This is a genomic window from Globicatella sp. HMSC072A10 (assembly GCF_001811625.1).
Lineage (GTDB): Bacteria > Bacillota > Bacilli > Lactobacillales > Aerococcaceae > Globicatella > Globicatella sanguinis.
Genome location: NZ_KV805752.1, coordinates 37,242 through 55,952 on the forward strand (window position 1 = coordinate 37,242; position 18,711 = coordinate 55,952).

Sequence of the window (18,711 nt, forward strand, 5' to 3'; positions counted from 1 at the left end):
AATAAATACTAAGCCAGTATCGTAATATTTAGTATTAATAGGGCTAGGCAAACACTTAAAGTTCCGTTTGGTTCAATCAGTCCAGTGGTTAAATGGCATCAAATAAGTATCATATGGCAGATTTTAAAGACATATTTGATCCCTACTTTGCTAGAAAGGAAGATAGACCATCAATCGATAGCCCACTCCCTCTTATATAGTCATTATTTAGCATCTTCGATGACCAGATTTTCTAATGTTTGGTATAAATCGCCTGCGGTCAATGAGGCCAACTCTGTCTTTTGATAAATACGACTAATTTGTCCACGATGCATCACAATTAAACGATCGCAATAATCAAGCGCATCTTGCAAATGGTGAGTAATCATTAAAGTCGTCAAATCATAATTTTTGATCATCAATTGCGTCATCGCCATCACTTGCTTGGCAGTTCTAGGATCCAATGCGGCTGTATGTTCGTCCAATAATAATAATTCTGGTTTTTGGATTGTCGCCATAATCAGTGATACCGCTTGTCTTTGACCACCCGATAAATTTTCCATGGGGACGTCTAAACGGTTTTCTAAATCTAGTTTAAAGGCTGCTAGTTCCTTCAACATTTTTTGATAATTTTCTTTAGTTAGTGAGCGAGAAAAGCCTCGTTGTTCACCTCGTTTTTGAGCTAGCATTAAATTTTCAAAGACGGTCATTCGTGGTGCGGTGCCCATCTGAGGATTTTGAAAGACACGCCCTATTTTTTTAGCAATATCACGCTTCTTCATTTTCCGGATGGCGACTCCTTCAATTAAGATTTCACCACTATCAATAGGCAATTGACCGGTTAAACAGTTCATCAAAGTAGATTTACCGGCTCCATTAGTCCCAATGACGCCAATCACTTCGCCTGCATTAATCTTTAAATTAATATTATTTAGACCTACTACTTGTTCACCAGTTTGACGTTGAAAATGTTTCGATACTTGATTTAATTCAATAGTTGCTTGACTCATTATTGAGCACCACCTTTCTTAAGACGTTTGAATCGTTTAGAAATTGAAGGTAAAGCTAAGAAAATTGCTAAAACGGTAGCGGAAATTAATTTAAAATCATTGGCATTAAATCCTAATTGCAATACATAAACAAGGATTAAACGATAAATAACCGCTCCAGCCACAATCGATAACAGTCTTAATGGTAAAGTTAAATTTTTGAGTAACACTTCGCCGATAACAATCGATGATAAAGCCACTACCACGGTTCCAACCCCCATTGAAATATCCGCATAACCATTGTCTTGCGCAATTAAAGCGCCACTTAAACCGATAATCCCATTAGCTAATACTAAAGCAAAACGTTTCATACGTGCGGTTGAAATACCTAGCGCGTCTGCCATTATTTCATTATCACCGGTTGCAATTACAGCTTGTCCAAAGTCAGTTTTAAAGAATAAAGCTAATAGAAGAATAACAATCCCAACTGTCGCCAGACCAATGAGTGTTCTTTGTAAAATATCAGAAGCGAATAGGCTCGATAAGGTATCATAAATAGTCGATAAACCTCTAAATGAAACATTGGGTTTGCCCATAATTCTCAGATTGATCGAATAAAAACCTGTTAAAGTAATAATACCAGCTAATAAGGACGGTATATCAAACAAGGTCATTAATAGTCCTGTGACATAACCTGCCACCATCCCTCCAAATACTGCTACTAGTGTTGCGATCAATGGATGAACGCCACTAGACGCTAATGCAACTGCTACTGATGCACCCATGGTAAATGAGACTTCACTCGTTAAATCAGCAAATCGCAAAATACGGAATGTTATATATAAACCAATCCCCATAATGCCCCATAAAATTCCTTGAGTCATCGCATTAAAATAAATTGAAAAATGATTATTTGTTGTGGCAGTTGTGTTAACTTCATTTTCTGCAATCATACTTTCTTCTTGTTCATCAATCGTAATGCCTAATTTTTCAGCCGTTTCATAATTATAAACGGGTTGTTTATTTGTTACCGATTGAATCGGCATTTCAGCTGGATTTTGACCTTTTAGGATGTCAATCCCCATCGCTGCTGATTGTATCCCAATGGATTTTTGATTAATAGCGATGGCTGCTAAAGCGCCTTTTTCGACAAAACTGTCAATTGTCGTAAATACCGGAATGCCTGCTTTATCGGTTACATCTAATAAAGTATCAATCGAACTAGCGATGGAATTATCAGCACCAATAAAAATAGCATCCACTTGCTTAGCTAAATTTTCTGCGACTAATTGCATATCTAGTGTAGAATCAATTCCTGTAATGATTGTTTCTATATTATATTTTTCTGCTACGACTTCAGCTTTTTTCAATTCTGCTAAGGAATTGTCTTCACTCGTTGTATAAAGCATACCTAAAGTTTTTAAATCGGGTTGTAATTGAACGATTAAATCAAATTGTTCCTCAAACTGAACAGCGTCACTAACACCGGTAATGTTGCCACCTGGCTGGTCCAATGAATCAACTAATGAGGCTGCAAGCGGATCGGTAATACCTGCTAATACAATAGGAATCTCTGTAGTTGCATCGGCTACTGCTTGAGCAACGGGTGTTGTTACTGAAAAAATTAAATCAGGTTGATTATGAATGACCGTATCCGCAATCGAACCAAGTAAATTCATATCCCCTTCTGCATTATGAAATTCAATGGTTAAATTATCGCCTTCTTGATACCCGCCTTCCGCCAGACCTTCTTTAATCCCCAACACAATTTGATCCAATGAAGGATGACTTACTAATTGAATAATAGCAACTTTAGCTTCCTCTTTTGCTGAAGCGATTTGAATATTAATGGATAATGACATCATAACTGTTAAAGCTAACAGTGTTGCAAATAACTTATAAAGTTTACGCATCTTTTTTCCTCATTTCTTATAAAATAAAAAGCTCGACACTGGCCCCACATACTATGGGACCCTTGTCGAGCATAAAAAAATACCACATAGTATGTAATATCAGTACATCTACGTGGTAAACTCTTGAAAATCGCCACATAGATACAGAACAGTCTAAACTGGGCTGTATCCGTGGAGTATGTTTTCCAAGTCTACAACCTATCTATGCCAACTTTGCCAGCGATTTGATTTTGTTGAAAAAATTGAAAACATACTCTGTAGCTCCTCTCCTAAATGTTATCTTAATAATAACACCGGATTGAAATCGTGTCAATGGTATTTTCATTATATTTTAATTTTATGATAAAGGATTTAATTTCATATACAAAAGAAAGCTCGTTACTACTTATGGGTTTACCATTCTAACAACTAAGGCTGGTTCGCTTCAATGGTTTCTTTTAGAATACGTGCGTATTGATCGCGTCCGCCAAAATCAGGATGAATGCCATCATCAATAATCCACTCTCGATGATTTTTAACTTGAGATTCCCAATCAATAATTTTTAAATTCGGATATTGACTGGCTAGCTCATAGATTACTTGATTGGTACTTGCCTCCCATTGTAAAAATTCTCCATAAACGGTTACCCAATACACTTCACGGTCTGGCCCAAGTAAGTCCATTAATTCTTGTCCAAAGCTAATATCAAAGTAGCCATTGGTACCTAAGGCAATTACCACGCGATTAGCCATCGTTCCATTAGCAATCATCTGTCTAAATAAATCTGCTACTTCATAGGCTTGACGTGATTCTTCAGCTTCAATGTATGCATTTGGAAATGCTGCTTGAACTTCTTTTACTGAACCTAATAAAACGGAATCTCCAATTAAAGTAATCGGTTGTTGGGTCACATCTGCACTGTCCTGATTGACTGTCGTTGTTTCCGGTTCAGCTTCAGATTCAGCATCAGATTCAGCGGTTGTTGCAACCGTTGTTTCGGATTCATTAACCATGTCAATCGTCGTTTCTGCTGATTGATTTTCCTTAGCTTTCTCCCTTTGTTTTGCTAACAACTCACTATTAGCTGCCAAATCAGCTTCTAATTTACTCTTAGAATCATCCGGTTTAGATGATGCGATTAAAAGTAAACCTAACCCTAAGGCAGATACGCCATAAAGTACATTACGCGTCATTTTTACATATTGCTGAAACGCAGCTTCATCTTTAAACCATTGACTAACGAAATTCAATTTATTATTAATTAAACGATATGAAAACTCAGCTAATAAGATAAAGATTAAAAATTGTATTGTTAAACTAATGAAACTTGGTTTAATTTTTAGCGAGTTGGATATAAACATGACCGCATAATGCCATAGGTATAACTCATATCCTCTAGATCCAATATAAGTTAACACTGGATTATCAAGCAGACGTCCAAATGGTAAATGATTTTGAATGGCCAAAATTAAAAGGATACCAAATAAAAACGTCATCATTGAAAGCCCGATATAATAGGTAGAAGGATATTGACCATCCATCAAGAATACCGCCAAAATTGTGACCGCTAAAATTGCACCAAATGTTAAATACAAACGATTAACACTAAACTCTTCTACAAATCGTGTAATTTTGCTAGATCGCACTAGACCTAACCACACACCCAGTAAAATCGCGGAAATACGCGTCGCGGTGTGATAATATAAAATCGAGATATCAACTCCCTTATAATAACCAAAGGCCATACAAAGCATCGAAATACCCGTCAGCATTAAAAATAATACTCGATAATCATTCCCTCGTGCTTTAGCTTTTTGATAAATGACAAATACCCATGGCCAAACGAGATAAAATTGCAATTCAATCGCTAAAGACCATAAATGTGTAAAGGGTGAAGCACTGGTGACTCGATCAAAATAAGATGCATTTTGAGAAATTTGCCAAAAGTTATTATAGCCTAGAAAAGCACTCATCACTTCCGGTGTTCGTCCATTTAATAATCTTGGTAAAAATAAATAACAAAATAATGAAATAATTCCAATAAACAAGAATAATGGCGGAAAGATTCTTTTTACTCTTGATTGATAAAACCTTTGAATCGAATATTGATCTCGATGCCACTTTTTGGTATCTAAACTTGATAATAAATATCCAGATAAAATAAATAACAGTGGAACTCCTAAATAACCACCTTTAACAACTCTTGGGAAAAAATGATATAAAATAACCAGTAAAATTGATAATCCTCTTAAACCATCGAGACCCGTAATTCTTTTAGTTACTGCAACTTGCTTTTTCTCTAAATCCATAAGACACTCTCCCTCATATGACAAAATTAAGTCTATCATATTATTATGAATTTTCAATGAACTAATGCTAAAAAAATATATAAAAATATAATAAAAAAACTGGGACTATTAGCCCCAGAAAATTTAAATTATATTAAAAGAATTAAGGAATCACCAAAGTATTTCCTGGATAAATTGGTGAGTCAGTCGTAACCCCATTGGCTGCTGCTAAAGCATTCACGTCTACCCCATAAGTTCTAGCGATACCATACCAAGTTTCGCCAGCTGCAACTGTATGAGTTTGACCACTTGGTTGTGCTTCCGTCACAGTTTCTGTCACTGGTGGTTCCGTTACTTGCGCCACTTCTGCCGTTGTCTCATTAACATCAACTGGTGCGACTGTCTCTTCTTCGCCCTCATTGTTTCCATTTTGCACAAAGGTTCCACTAGTCGTCGTTTCTTCTTCTGCTTTTGATTCGGTCGTCGCTTCTGATTTACGCGTAATCATCACGCTAGTAGCAGTTTGAGGGGTATTATTATTTGTAGGCGTATTAGCTTTAACAAACCAATATAATAAAAATGGTGTTAATACAGTTAAAAATAAAATCCCTAATAAAACTCTAGACATATTCGATGCTTCTTTGACAGGTTGGTTTCTAGAGGTTCTTGAATACTTTCTTTGTTTTAAATTCTCATCAGAACCAAAGCGATTGTTCCAAGGCGCCTTTGCTTTGTCAACCGTTTCATTGGGTTCTGGACGGCGTGAATTTTCATTATCCGTTGTCATTACAATTCCTCCTATTTATGTTACAATTATGAACATAAGTATGCGTTCTGTTTGATGATATACTAAATATACATCACATGATATAATAACATTACTATACCATATCTGTAAGCATTTTACACCTATTTGATACTAAATTGTAATATTATTTTAAGAAAAGGAGCCCATTATGACACAATTACACGTTATTCCAGAGAAATGTATTGCTTGTGGCAAGTGTTTTTTAAATTTCCCCGAAGTATTTGATTGTAATGATGAAGGGATTGCATTTGTAAAAAAAGAAAGCTCACCTCAGCAACAAGCTGCAAGTGAGCGTGCTATTCATGATTGTCCTACAAAAGCCATTAAATGGTTACCTTCGAAGAATTAATCGGTAAATGATAATCTTCATATTCAATATTTCGTTTTGAAATTTCTGGCCAAATTTTTTCAACGACAATTAATTGCCCCACTGATAGAATGACCCCTTTTATAAAATTAAATGGGATAATAACACTTAATAAATAGGCCGTAATATTCGGAATAGGGAAATTCATGACCGTCACATAAATGGGTAAGGCAACAAAATAGTTAAATAATCCCATTGAAAGGACTAAACCTAAAATGAGTGTTAAACTCATAAATATTTTACGAACAGTTGGTTTAAAACCATCAGCATGTTTTAAAATAAAATGTGTCGGTAAGAACATCGCCATACTAGCAAGAAAACTCATCATGGTGCCAATAGGAAGCCCTGCTTCCCCACCTTTCATCATATAGTTAACTGAATCCCTTATTAATGCGACAGCTACTGCGCCAAAAGGTCCTTTAATCATCATACCGATTAAGACCATTAAATCACTAAAGTCAACTTTTAAAAATGGTGCGGCCGGTAAAATCGGAAAATCAAACATCCGCAACACGATTGCCCATGCACCTAAAATCGCCAACATTACTAACGAAAACAAATTTTTGTTTTTCATTTTTTTCTCTCCTTTTTGTCTCTATGTGAGCTAAAAGGGATTGGTTACGTTATTCAAATAAAAAGACGTGCAGTATACTTGCTATTGTAAAATCTTCAGCAAATACACTACACGTTTAAAAAACATGAATGACGTATCCATCTTCTCCCATCCAGACTTTACTGTCGGTACTGGAATTACACCAGTTCAACTAATGACACCATTAGCTCGTGGACTTTACCACCGGTCGGGAATTACACCCTGCCCTGAAGACTTTTATTTTATTAACTTAATTATAAAGCATTTTCAAAAAATTGTCAAATTACTTCAAAATCAAAATTTCAATTTATTTGAAAAGATATTTCGTCTTGATTATCTTTAGTTAAAGTAAATACTCTGCAATAATCTTTCAGAAAACTCTTGAATTTTAATCGTAGAATTATTTTGATAAACAACCCCTTCGATTAACATACCGTGAGCATGTAAAGTATCAATTTCGCCAAATTTAGGGGAAATAATATTGCCTGTTTCAATATTGATTGATAATCCACCAAAATCATCAATCTGAACATATTCATGATTCACTAAATGATATAATAAGGAATCTTTTGTTAAATCTGCTTTGTTTTTCAATACCATTCCTGTCGTATTAATGACCCAATCTACCTTTTGATGATCTGGATTTTCTAACACCAATGCAAAACCGTCATTATCGATTGTTTCGATATCGGATACTTCATCAAAAATGATCACTCTTTCTTGATTAACAGCTTCGATAATCTCTTCTGCTGATGAAGGTGGTACTGGGTTTCTTAATTTAACAATTAATTTATGGTATTTGGCTGCATATTGTTCACGATCTGTTTGACGCATGGCGCGCCATCCTGTGGTTAATAAATTGGTAACTTGTAAAGCAATCGCTTGTAATTTACCAACTCTTTCGGCGTTAGCTATTGTTAACCTCAATCCCCTAACACCCGTTGCAAAATACTGAACGATAATTTCATCTAGATCGAAACCATAATGTTTCATTTCATTTAACAATAATTCTTGGAAATCTTCGAAATACAAATACCCTGAACGTTGCTCAATCAATTGACCCATTTTTTCTTCAGTCAAATAGTGAAATTCAGGAACTTGATCATCGCCTCTTACAGTTGGAAAATATCCGCTTTTTGAAAAGACAAAAATTTTCTCAACGTTTGTTTCATGAATTAAATATTTAATCATATCAATACTGGTTAATCCTGTACCAATGACAGCTACATGATCTTGAGCCGTGAATTTATCTTTAATTTGAGTTAAAGGATACGGATTATGGATGTATTGTTTTTGTCCTAATAACTGATAATGATCGATAACCGGTAATTCTCCACAACAAAGATGGACGCGGTCAAATAAGTTTACTTGTCCATTATCGTCTTCGATGACCCATTGTCCCTTTTGATAATCCACTGTTTTAACCATATGGTGATGAACAGTTACCTGCAATGCTTGGATCAGTTCATTGGTTTTTTCTAGATTATAATCACCATACCATGAACGGGCTGTATAGACATCTGGTTGATAATCAGGATTGTTTTGTAACCAATGATAATACTCTTCCATATTTTCATAATCAAAGCTGATTTCATAACTTCGTGAATTAATTAATGCGCCCAAGTAATCTTCACTAAAAGGAATCCCTTTTCCGATTCGCTCATTAATATCATAAGCATGGATATCAATTTCCAATGAAGGCTCCTGACTCTTTATTTTTTGATAGGCTCGTAAGACGCCCGAGCCACTAATACCTAATCCAATAATCGCTACTCTTTCCATTAATAGCCTCCTAATATTTTTTCTCATAGATTTTTAATTTCTCATTGACTTTTTCTTCAAAATAGCCTAAGCTATCATTATATTATCAATACCGGTTGATATTTAGCAGAAGAGCGTGGATTCGATCATCCCCACCGAAGGAGCAAAACTCTCAGGTACTTAGCAATAAGTAAGACTGTTAAATGACGGAACTCTGGAGAGACCATTAATTTGGCGCCGAAGGGGCAAGGCTTTGCTCAATCTCTCAGGCAAAAGGACAGAGAAATTGTTTTGATGGTTTATTTGTTATACCTATTATATTATAACATGATACCATAACAACTTCTTACCAATTCCGGAGTAATAGAGAAATCTATTACTCTTTTTTATTGATAATAACATTATAAAATAGGAGTGGTATGAATGGTAGTAGATTTATTTCAAATGATTGATGATTTTATTTGGGGACCTCCCCTTTTAATCTTATTAGTAGGAACAGGTATTTATTTAACATTCGTTTTAAGAGGAATACAATTTAATCAATTGTTCCATAGTTTGCGTTTAATCTTTAAAAATGAAACAGATTCAGATGGCGATATTTCCAGTTTTGCTGCTCTTTGTACAGCATTAGCAGGTACAGTGGGAACAGGTAATATTGTTGGCGTAGCGACCGCCATTGCTATCGGTGGACTTGGTGCTTTATTTTGGATGTGGTTTGCAGCACTGTTTGGGATGGCAACCAAATATTCAGAGGGTCTGTTAGCTGTTAAATTTCGTGTTAAAGATGAACAGCAACATATTTTTGGCGGACCGATGTATTATATTTTAAACGGTATGGGACAGAAATATCGTCCATTAGCGACGATGTTCGCCTTTAGTGGTATCTTAGTAGCGCTTTTTGGTATTGGAACTTTCACACAAGTCAATGCCATTACAGAAGCGCTCCACAATCAATTTGCGCTACCAAACTTGCTTACGGGTTTTATTTTAGCCTTGTTAGTCATGCTAATTGTCTTTGGTGGTATTACGATTATTTCAAAAGTCGCCAGTTTTATCGTCCCTTTTATGGCTCTTTTGTATATTGTAGCATGTCTTTTTGTCATTATAGCCAATTGGCAGTTATTAGATGATAGCTTATCACTTGTTATTCAATCTGCTTTCACTAAAACGGCCGCTACGGGTGGATTTGTCGGTTCTACTATGAAAGCTGCCATTCAGAACGGTATTGCTCGTGGTGTGTTTTCAAACGAATCGGGATTAGGTAGTTCGCCGATTGCCAGTGCTGCAGCAAAATCAAACTCTGCGGTTGAGCAAGGTTTAGTTTCAATGACAGGAACGTTTATCGACACAATCATTATTTGTAACTTAACAGGTATTGTCTTAATTATTACCGGTGCTTGGCAAACAGAGTTCCGTGGAGCCAGTATGACACAATATGCATTTAATGCTTATTTTAGTGAATACGGTACCTTCATTTTGACCATTAGTTTATCTTTATTTGCCTTTACTACCATTTTAGGATGGAATTACTACGGTGAACGTTGTTTTGAATTTTTATTTGGTTTGAAATATATTCGCTATTATCATCTATTTTTTGTTTCCATGGTCTTTATCGGTTCGTTTTTAAATTTAGACTTAGTATGGATTATTGCTGATATCGTCAATGGGTTAATGGCCATTCCCAATCTTATTTCACTGATTGCCTTATCGCCGATTATCATCAAAGAAACTCGAGCTTATGTTAAAGCAAAACAATATAATAATGTAACTCGATTAGAACCAATAAAGTATTATTAAATAAAAGACGCAAACAACTTACATAACCTGCCATAGAGGTTGTGATGCAAGCTGTTTGCGTCAAGTTTTTATACGAATTCCTAAGTTAATCGTTTAATTTTTAAGATTTAACTAGGAATCAATTTTTCTTCAATGAGTCACTATAATATTTATTTACAAGGATTAGACTCTTGTTTAGTTTTCTGTAACAACTGTGTCTTTAGCTTGGAAATTCAATTGATTATCAATCAAGTCGACAGTAACCAATTGACCTGGCAAAATATCGCCTTTAATAATTAAACGAGCGAGTGGTGTTTCAATTTCTCGTGTAATAAATCTCATCAATGGACGTGCACCATAAATCGGATCATAACCATTGCGTGCAATCCATTCAATCGCTTCTTTAGTCACAGTTAAATGAATATCTTGATAAGCTAAACGTTCTTTTAATTGTATCAATAATTTTTCGACAATAGCGCCCATATGATCCATTGATAATGGTGTAAACATAATGGTATCATCAATCCGATTTAAGAACTCTGGTTTGAAGTGTGTTCTTAACAATTGACGAACTTGGCTCGCAGTTTCTTCAGCGATTTGACCATTTTCATCAACACCTTCTAACAATAATGGTGAACCGATATTACTTGTCATAATTAAGACAGTGTTTTTAAAGTCTACAGTCCGTCCTTTTGAATCTGTTAAACGACCATCATCCAATACTTGTAATAAAATATTAAAGACATCTGGATGGGCTTTTTCAATTTCATCTAATAAGACAATTGAGTACGGACTACGTCTAACTGCCTCCGTTAATTGTCCGCCTTCTTCATAACCAATATATCCTGGAGGCGCTCCAACTAATCGGCTGACCGTATGTTTTTCCATATATTCAGACATATCGATACGTACGATGTGGTGTTCATCGTCAAATAATACCTCAGCTAAAGCTTTCGCTAATTCCGTTTTACCGACACCTGTAGGTCCTAAGAATAAAAATGAACCAATTGGTCGATTAGGATTTTGTAAACCGGCACGGCTTCTTAATACCGCTTCTGAGACTTTTGTCACCGCTTCATCTTGACCGATTACTCGTTGGTGTAATGTTTCATCTAATTTTAATAATTTTTCTCTTTCACCTTCAACTAATCTCGTAACGGGAATACCTGTTAGACGACCGACAACTTTAGCAATTTCCTCATCAGTAACACTTTCTTGTGTTAGACGTTCTGTTTGCCCTAATTGTTTCGCTTCTAATTCTTTCAGTTCTTTTTCTAATGCAGGTATACGACCATGTCTTAATTCAGCTGCTTTTTCTAATTGATACTCGGACTCTGCTTCTTCTAATTGACGTCTTAAATCATCAATTTCTTGACGTTTATCACGTAATTCATTCATCGCTTCTTTTTCTACTTCCCAACGCATCTTTAATTCATTGGCTGTTTCACGAAGTTCAGCTAATTCTTCTTGTAAAGATTCTAAACGTTTTTTACTTGCATCATCCGTTTCTTTTTTAAGCGCGGCTTCTTCAATTTCTAATTGCATTAAACGACGATTAACAGTATCCATTTCTGTTGGCATCGAATTAATTTCAACACGAATCGTCGCACAAGCCTCATCGACTAAGTCAATCGCTTTATCTGGTAAGAAACGATCGGTAATATAACGATTAGATAAAGTTGCCGCAGCGACTAAAGCATTATCATGAATATTAACACCGTGGTGGATTTCAAAACGTTCTTTTAATCCACGCAAAATACTAATGGTGTCTTCCACCGTTGGTTCTTGGACTAACACTCTTTGGAAACGACGTTCCAATGCTTTATCTTTTTCAATGTTTTCACGATATTCATCTAAAGTGGTAGCTCCGATACAATGGATTTCACCACGAGCTAACATTGGTTTTAGAATATTACCGGCATCCATTGCTCCTTCGGACTTACCGGCACCGACAATCGTATGAATTTCATCTATGAACAGGATAATATTACCTTCCGATTTCGTTACTTCTTTTAATACCGCTTTTAATCGTTCTTCGAACTCACCACGATATTTTGCACCCGCAATTAATGAACCCATATCTAATGAGTAAACTTGTTTCCCTTTTAAATTATCTGGTACATCTTTACGTACAATACGATGGGCTAATCCTTCAACAATGGCTGTTTTACCAACACCTGGTTCACCGATTAATACCGGATTATTTTTAGTCTTTCTTGATAAAATTCGTATCACATCACGAATTTCTTCATCACGACCAATTACTGGATCTAATTTATTTTGTTTTACTGCCTCATTTAAATTAGTGGCATATTTTTCTAAAGATTCATAAGTTTGTTCTTGGTTTTGTGAAGTCACAGACTCGCCTCCTCTTAAATTATCAATTCTTGCTTTCATCTTGGCTTCGGTGACATTGTTTGAAATTAAATATTCTGTTAATGGATTGTTTTTTTGGTCAAATAGTGCTAACACTACCATTTCAGTCGATAAATATTGATCTTGTTGATCCTGTGCTAATTGATTAGCTTTTTGGAATAACATCGATAAGCGTTGACTAATTTGCTGTCCATACTGAACATTACTTCCTGTTATCGACGGCAACTTATCAATTTCTTGTTCGATTTTTCTTTGAAAATCATCCATATTTAATTGGAATTCATGGTATAAATTATAAGCAAAACTATCGGGTTGAACAAAAATGCGCCATAAATGTGGAATATCAATTTCTTGATGTTTTCTTGTCATCGCAATTTGTTGTGCTTGTGCCAAAGCTTCTTGCATGGCTGTTGTCATTTTTTCAATCATTCAATAACACCCCTTTGGTCAAATATAGTCAGTGAATTTTTCCTATAAAAGTAGCTCTCTTTAAGAGCTTAACTATATTATATACCTTTGGTTAAGAAAGGTCAAGGATTTTTTGACCATTTTTGACTATATTTTTAAATTAAAAAAAGGGACAAAAGTAGTCATGAACTGACCTAAACTTTTGTCCACTTATTTAAAAGATATTATTTAGATTTAATATAAGTCGTACCGTTAGCTGCTGGTCCTTTAGAGTTTCCAACAAACCCAACTAATACAAAGATGGTGATGACATAAGGCGCAATTTGTAAATAAACTGAAGGGATGTTTTTAATAAATGGTATTTGTGAACCTACTACCGCTAAACTTTGAGCAAAACCAAAGAAAATAGCGGCCAACATCGCACCAATAGGATTCCATTTACCGAAAATCATTGCTGCCATTGACATGAAACCTTGTCCAGTAATCGTCGTGATAGCGAATTGTGAGTTAATTGATTGTGCCATAATCGCTCCACCTAAACCGCCCATTAAACCAGATAATAAGACGCCTAGATAACGCATTTTGTATACATTAATACCTAAAGTATCAGCTGCTTGAGGATGTTCCCCAACTGAACGTAATCTTAAACCAAAACTCGTTTTAAACACGATAAACCAACAAATAATCGCTACAACAATCCCAACAAACGCTGGTTGAGAAGTTTGACTAAAGAAAATCTTCCCTACCACTGGAATTTTTGAAAGGAGTGGTACACTCCAATAACCAAATTTTTGTTTAATAAAATCAGTTTGCCCTGCTCCATCAAACATAACACGAGTTAAGAAAACACCTAAAGATGGTGCTACTAAGTTTAATACAGTACCTGAAATAATGTGATCAGCACGTAAAGAAACCGTTGCGACCGCATGAATAGATGAGAATAATATACCAATTAAACCACCAAACAAAGTGGCAATCCAAGGTGTCCAACTTCCAAAAGTTTGAGCAAATTGAAGGTTAAAGATAATCGCACTAAACGCACCGATTACCATAATTCCTTCTAACCCAACGTTGACAATCCCACTACGTTCCGAGAAAACGCCACCTAAAGCTGTATAAATTAGAGGTGCTGAATAAACAAGAGTGGACGAAACAATTAATGCTAACATATTTACCATGCTACTCTACCCCCTAATTATTTGTTTTCTTACGATCTAAGAAGAACGTAATGATATATTGTGAACCGATAAAGAAGATGATGGATGCAATTGCGATATTAACAATTTCAGATGGTACTTTGGCAGCTAATGGCATTAATGTACCCCCTGTTTTTAATCCACCAAATAAAATGGCAGCAAATAAAGTTCCTATAGGGTGGTTGCCACCTAATAATGAAACGGCCATCCCATCGAATCCTATAGCGGGTGCTACACCGTTCATCAAGAAGATATTACGGAATTCACCTAAACCGTTCATTACGCCACCTATACCAGCTAAACCACCCGATATTACCATTGCTAATATAATATTACGTTTCGCATTCATCCCAGCATATTGAGCGGCAAAACGGTTTTTACCAACTGTCTTTAATTCGAAACCTAAAGTCGTTCTTTCCATAAAAATCCAAACTAGAATAACAGCAACAATGGCTAAGAAAATCCCTGTATGCAAGGTTGATCCTTTTGTCAATTCACTTAACCAAGGTGCACGTAATGTGGCATTGTCACCAATTTGAGGCGTTACATCCCCTTTATCAGTTAATACATTTCGTACCAAATAGTCACTAACATAAACTGATATATAGTTTAACATAATAGTCACAATCACTTCACTGGTATTAAAGTAAGCTTTTAATACCCCGGCAATCGCAGCCCAAAAGGCACCTGCAATCATTCCGGCAATGATGGCTAATGGTAAGACAATCATTCTAGGTGCATCCGGTAAGGCTAAAGCCACCCAAATAGAAGCTAGCCATCCAGCTAATGCTTGACCAGAAAGACCAATATTAAAGAATCCTGCTGTATAGGCTACTGAAAAACCTAACCCGGTAAATATTAAGGGAGTGGCTGCTCTTAATGATTGTCCAATATTAAAGGGTGAACCCGCTGCACCTGTCCAAAGTGCTTTATAACCAGCAATCGCATCAAATTTGAAAGCCCACATGATTAACGCTCCAAAGAAAAGTCCGATGACGACAGTTAATATGGGAACTAAAATACTTTTAAACTGTTTGTTCATTGTTTACACCGCCTTCTTCACGCAATCTTAATACTTCTTCATAGCTTGTTCCTGCCATCATTAAACCAATCTCTTGTTCATTGGTCTCTTTCGCATTTAAGGTTGCGATAATTTTACCATCATACATGACAATAATGCGATCTGAAACATTTAAAATTTCATCTAGTTCAAAACTCATTAATAAAACAGCTTTATTTTGATCACGTTGTTGAATTAATGCTTTATGAATATATTCAATCGCCCCTACGTCTAATCCACGCGTTGGATTGGCGGCAATGAGTAAATCCGGTTTTAAATCTAATTCACGAGCAATGATTGCTTTTTGTTGGTTTCCACCTGATAAGGCACGAGCTGGAACTTTTTCAGAAGCCGCACGAACATCATATTCTTTCATTAAACGCAATGCTTTTTGATTGATTTCTTTAAAGTTTAAGAAGCCGCCTTGTGAATAAGGTTTTTTATAATATTCTTGTAACACGAAATTATCTTCTAATTTGGTTTCTAAAGAGAGGCCATATTTATGACGGTCTTCAGGAATATGAGCCATGCCCATCTCAGTGATTTCACGGGTTGATTTATAGTTAATTTCTTCCCCTTTAAAATGAACTGCTCCAGAATCAATTGGCATTAATCCAGTTAAAGCTAACACGAGTTCTGTTTGACCATTGCCATCAATACCGGCAATTCCGACAATTTCTCCTTTACGGACAGTGAAAGATAAATTACGAACGGCATCTAATCCTCGTTCATTTTTTACCACTAAGTTTTCAACTGCTAGCATCACTTCGCTAGGATTAGCTTCAGTTTTTTCAGTTCTAAAATTAACGGAACGGCCGACCATCATATCGGCTAATTCTTTAGAGGTTGTTGTAGCTACATCGACAGTATCAATGGATTCACCACGACGAATTACTGTACAACGATCAGCCACCTTTTTGATTTCGTCCAATTTATGAGTAATTATAATGATTGACTTACCTTCATCAGCTAAAGCTCTTAAAGTTAACATCAAATCATCAATTTCTTGCGGTGTTAATACAGCTGTTGGTTCGTCAAAAATCAGAATATCTGCACCACGATATAATGTTTTAATAATTTCTGCACGTTGTTGCATCCCCACACTAATGGTTTCTACTTTAGCATCAGGATCAATTGACAAACCATAACGTTTCGATAACTCTAAAATTTCTTCTTTTGCGGATTGCTTATCAATAATTCCTAATTTTTGGGGTTCACTACCAAGAATGATATTTTCAACAATTGAGAAGTCTTCAATTAACATGAAATGTTGGTGAACCATTCCAATTCCTAATCGATTAGCCGCTGTTGGATCGACAATTTCTACGGGTTTATTATGCATGTATATTTGACCGGATGTTGGTTGTAACAAACCGCTCAACATATTCATTAATGTTGACTTACCAGCACCATTTTCACCTAATAATGCATGAATTTCACCTTTACGCAATTCTAAATTAATATTTTTATTTGCATAAAAGTCACCAAATTGTTTGGTAATATCACGCATCTCAATAACTGGATAGCTAACTTCAGTCATTTGGCAACCTCACTTTCTGATAGTAATAATAATTTACATCATCTATATTTTAATATAATTATTAAATAATGGCTATACTTTTTATGAAAAAATAAAGGGCATTCGCTTGAATGCCCTACTGTTTAACTATGAATAAATTGAAAATTATTCAGCAGTTGTGTCTTAAATGGCTGTTTACTTCTGATTACTCAGCAGTTGTTTCTTCAACAGTTGTTTCTTCTGTATCTTCAGTTGCAGTTTCTTCTTCAGTCGCTTCTTCTGAATCTTCAGATTCTGTATCATCAGTCATTTCTACTTCTTGACCTGGTGCTTCTGGAACTTTAATGTCGCCAGCGATAATTTTATCTGAATATTCTTTAACTGCTGCTAAAACTTCTTCTGATAATTGACCATCTGTTAAACCAACACCACCGTCTTCTAAACCGTAAACTTTATTACCAGCTTCGAAATTACCAGCTTTTGTTTGTTCAGCAAATGATTTAACTGCTGCACCAACTTGTTTTAAGGTTGATGTTAATGTTAAATGACGTTCTTCACCATCAATTTCAACAATACCTTCAGCTTCTTGGTCACGGTCAACACCGATGACATAGATTTCACGTGAAGGATCTGCTGTTACAATATCTTTAGCTTCTGAGAACACACCATTACCAGTATCTCCTGAAGCGTGGAAGATAATATCAACGTCGCTCGCGTACATCGCTGCTGCAATTTGTTTACCTTTAGCAGCATCACCGAAGCTACCTGCATATTCGATAACAACTTCAACATCTGGGTTAACGGCTTCAACACCAGCTACAAAACCAGCTTCAAAGCGGTCGATTACGAACCCTTCTTGTCCACCTACGAAACCAACTTTATTAGTCTTAGTTGTCATTGCTGCTGCCACACCTGCTAAGAATGATGCTTCGTGGTCTTTAAATGTTAATGATGCAACGTTTGGTAAGTCAATTACTGAGTCAACAATTGCGAAATGTTTTTCTGGTTGTTGTTCAGCCATTTCTTTCATTGCAGTTTCTAATTTGAATCCAATACCAAAAATTAAGTCAAAGTTAGATTGAACAGCTGTATTTAAATGTGTTACGAAATCTGAATCACTATTTGATTGTAAATATTCGTAACCATTCACACCACGTTCTAATCCGTTAGCTTCACCAAACTCAACCATACCTTCCCATGCGCTTTGGTTGAATGAACCATCGTCCACCCCACCGATATCAGTAATCATCACTGTTGAGAAATCTTCCTCTGCTAAAACTGGTGTAGCAAAAGATGCTACTAATAATGCTGACGATGCTAAACTCACAAATTTTTTCATCGAATCCCTCCAAAAGATTGTGTTATCGAAACCTTGTTTCATCTTCATTATAATTGAAGCCCTCTAAAATTGCAACAACAAAATATTTTTGAAAACGATTAAAGACGAACTTTATTTTCCGTTTATTTTATATTCAGTAATGAAATCGAATGAAAAACGAATGTTCTTATTTAAATTTATAAAAAATATAATTATTTCTTGACAATGCATTTTATCTATGAAAAATTGATATATCATCATAATTTGATTCTAGAGAGATCCAAAAAAACAAAAAGAGATTAAGAAGAAACTTTAATTATTTCTTTCCTAATCTCTACAATTTGAATTTATCATATTGGCAATTGAATCTAATGAACGTTG

General features: G+C 35.5%; 13 protein-coding genes and 2 riboswitches. Of the genes, 2 read left to right on the forward strand and 11 right to left on the reverse strand.

The features are described from left to right. Window positions 1-203 precede the first annotated feature (203 nt). From HMPREF2811_RS07115 to HMPREF2811_RS07130, 4 genes are all read right to left on the reverse strand, one after another. Complete coding sequence (locus HMPREF2811_RS07115) at window positions 204-989, reverse strand: ABC transporter ATP-binding protein (protein ID WP_071408739.1); 786 nt, start codon at window positions 987-989, stop codon at window positions 204-206. Beyond that, window positions 989-2,881, reverse strand: a complete 1,893-nt coding sequence (locus HMPREF2811_RS07120; protein ID WP_071408740.1) for an ABC transporter substrate binding protein — start codon at window positions 2,879-2,881, stop codon at window positions 989-991. The genes HMPREF2811_RS07115 and HMPREF2811_RS07120 overlap by 1 nt, the downstream gene beginning before the upstream one ends. Window positions 2,882-3,289: 408 nt before the next feature. Continuing rightward, window positions 3,290-5,170 (reverse strand): acyltransferase family protein, encoded by a 1,881-nt coding sequence (locus tag HMPREF2811_RS07125; protein WP_071408741.1) that lies wholly within the window; start codon window positions 5,168-5,170, stop codon window positions 3,290-3,292. A gap of 142 nt (window positions 5,171-5,312) precedes the next feature. Further along, window positions 5,313-5,936 carry a LysM peptidoglycan-binding domain-containing protein gene (locus tag HMPREF2811_RS07130; protein WP_071408742.1) on the reverse strand — a complete coding sequence of 208 codons (624 nt, stop codon included), beginning with the start codon at window positions 5,934-5,936 and terminating at the stop codon, window positions 5,313-5,315. A 169-nt stretch (window positions 5,937-6,105) separates the two neighbouring features. Between HMPREF2811_RS07130 and HMPREF2811_RS07135 the strand changes: the two genes are divergently transcribed. Next, a complete protein-coding gene (locus HMPREF2811_RS07135; RefSeq protein WP_066125282.1) occupies window positions 6,106-6,306 on the forward strand; it encodes a ferredoxin in 201 nt (66 codons plus the stop codon). Here HMPREF2811_RS07135 and HMPREF2811_RS07140 read toward each other — a convergent pair. Then, window positions 6,281-6,898 (reverse strand): ECF transporter S component, encoded by a 618-nt coding sequence (locus HMPREF2811_RS07140; RefSeq protein WP_071408743.1) that lies wholly within the window; start codon window positions 6,896-6,898, stop codon window positions 6,281-6,283. The two genes, HMPREF2811_RS07135 and HMPREF2811_RS07140, sit on opposite strands and share 26 nt — an antisense overlap. A 135-nt stretch (window positions 6,899-7,033) precedes the next feature. After that, a riboswitch (FMN riboswitch) is annotated at window positions 7,034-7,155 on the reverse strand. A gap of 100 nt (window positions 7,156-7,255) precedes the next feature. Then, complete coding sequence (locus tag HMPREF2811_RS07145; protein WP_071408744.1) at window positions 7,256-8,698, reverse strand: FAD/NAD(P)-binding protein; 1,443 nt, start codon at window positions 8,696-8,698, stop codon at window positions 7,256-7,258. 183 nt (window positions 8,699-8,881) lie between these two features. Further along, a riboswitch (glycine riboswitch) is annotated at window positions 8,882-8,968 on the forward strand. A 132-nt stretch (window positions 8,969-9,100) separates the two neighbouring features. Between HMPREF2811_RS07145 and HMPREF2811_RS07150 the strand changes: the two genes are divergently transcribed. Continuing rightward, on the forward strand, window positions 9,101-10,474 hold the full coding sequence (locus HMPREF2811_RS07150; protein WP_071408745.1) for an alanine/glycine:cation symporter family protein: 1,374 nt from the start codon (window positions 9,101-9,103) through the stop codon (window positions 10,472-10,474). A gap of 174 nt (window positions 10,475-10,648) precedes the next feature. Here the strand turns inward: HMPREF2811_RS07150 and clpB are convergent, their stop codons facing one another. The 5 genes from clpB to HMPREF2811_RS07175 form a co-directional block, all read right to left on the reverse strand. Next, window positions 10,649-13,258, reverse strand: a complete 2,610-nt coding sequence (gene clpB, locus HMPREF2811_RS07155) for an ATP-dependent chaperone ClpB (RefSeq protein ID WP_071408746.1) — start codon at window positions 13,256-13,258, stop codon at window positions 10,649-10,651. 203 nt (window positions 13,259-13,461) lie between these two features. Beyond that, window positions 13,462-14,415 (reverse strand): ABC transporter permease, encoded by a 954-nt coding sequence (locus HMPREF2811_RS07160; RefSeq protein ID WP_071408747.1) that lies wholly within the window; start codon window positions 14,413-14,415, stop codon window positions 13,462-13,464. A gap of 13 nt (window positions 14,416-14,428) precedes the next feature. Next, window positions 14,429-15,475 (reverse strand): ABC transporter permease, encoded by a 1,047-nt coding sequence (locus HMPREF2811_RS07165; protein ID WP_071408748.1) that lies wholly within the window; start codon window positions 15,473-15,475, stop codon window positions 14,429-14,431. Next, complete coding sequence (locus HMPREF2811_RS07170; protein WP_071408749.1) at window positions 15,459-17,033, reverse strand: ABC transporter ATP-binding protein; 1,575 nt, start codon at window positions 17,031-17,033, stop codon at window positions 15,459-15,461. The genes HMPREF2811_RS07165 and HMPREF2811_RS07170 overlap by 17 nt, the downstream gene beginning before the upstream one ends. 184 nt (window positions 17,034-17,217) lie before the next feature. Continuing rightward, entirely contained in the window at window positions 17,218-18,351 is a 1,134-nt protein-coding gene (locus tag HMPREF2811_RS07175; RefSeq protein ID WP_084802048.1) for a BMP family lipoprotein, read from the reverse strand. Window positions 18,352-18,711 lie beyond the last annotated feature (360 nt).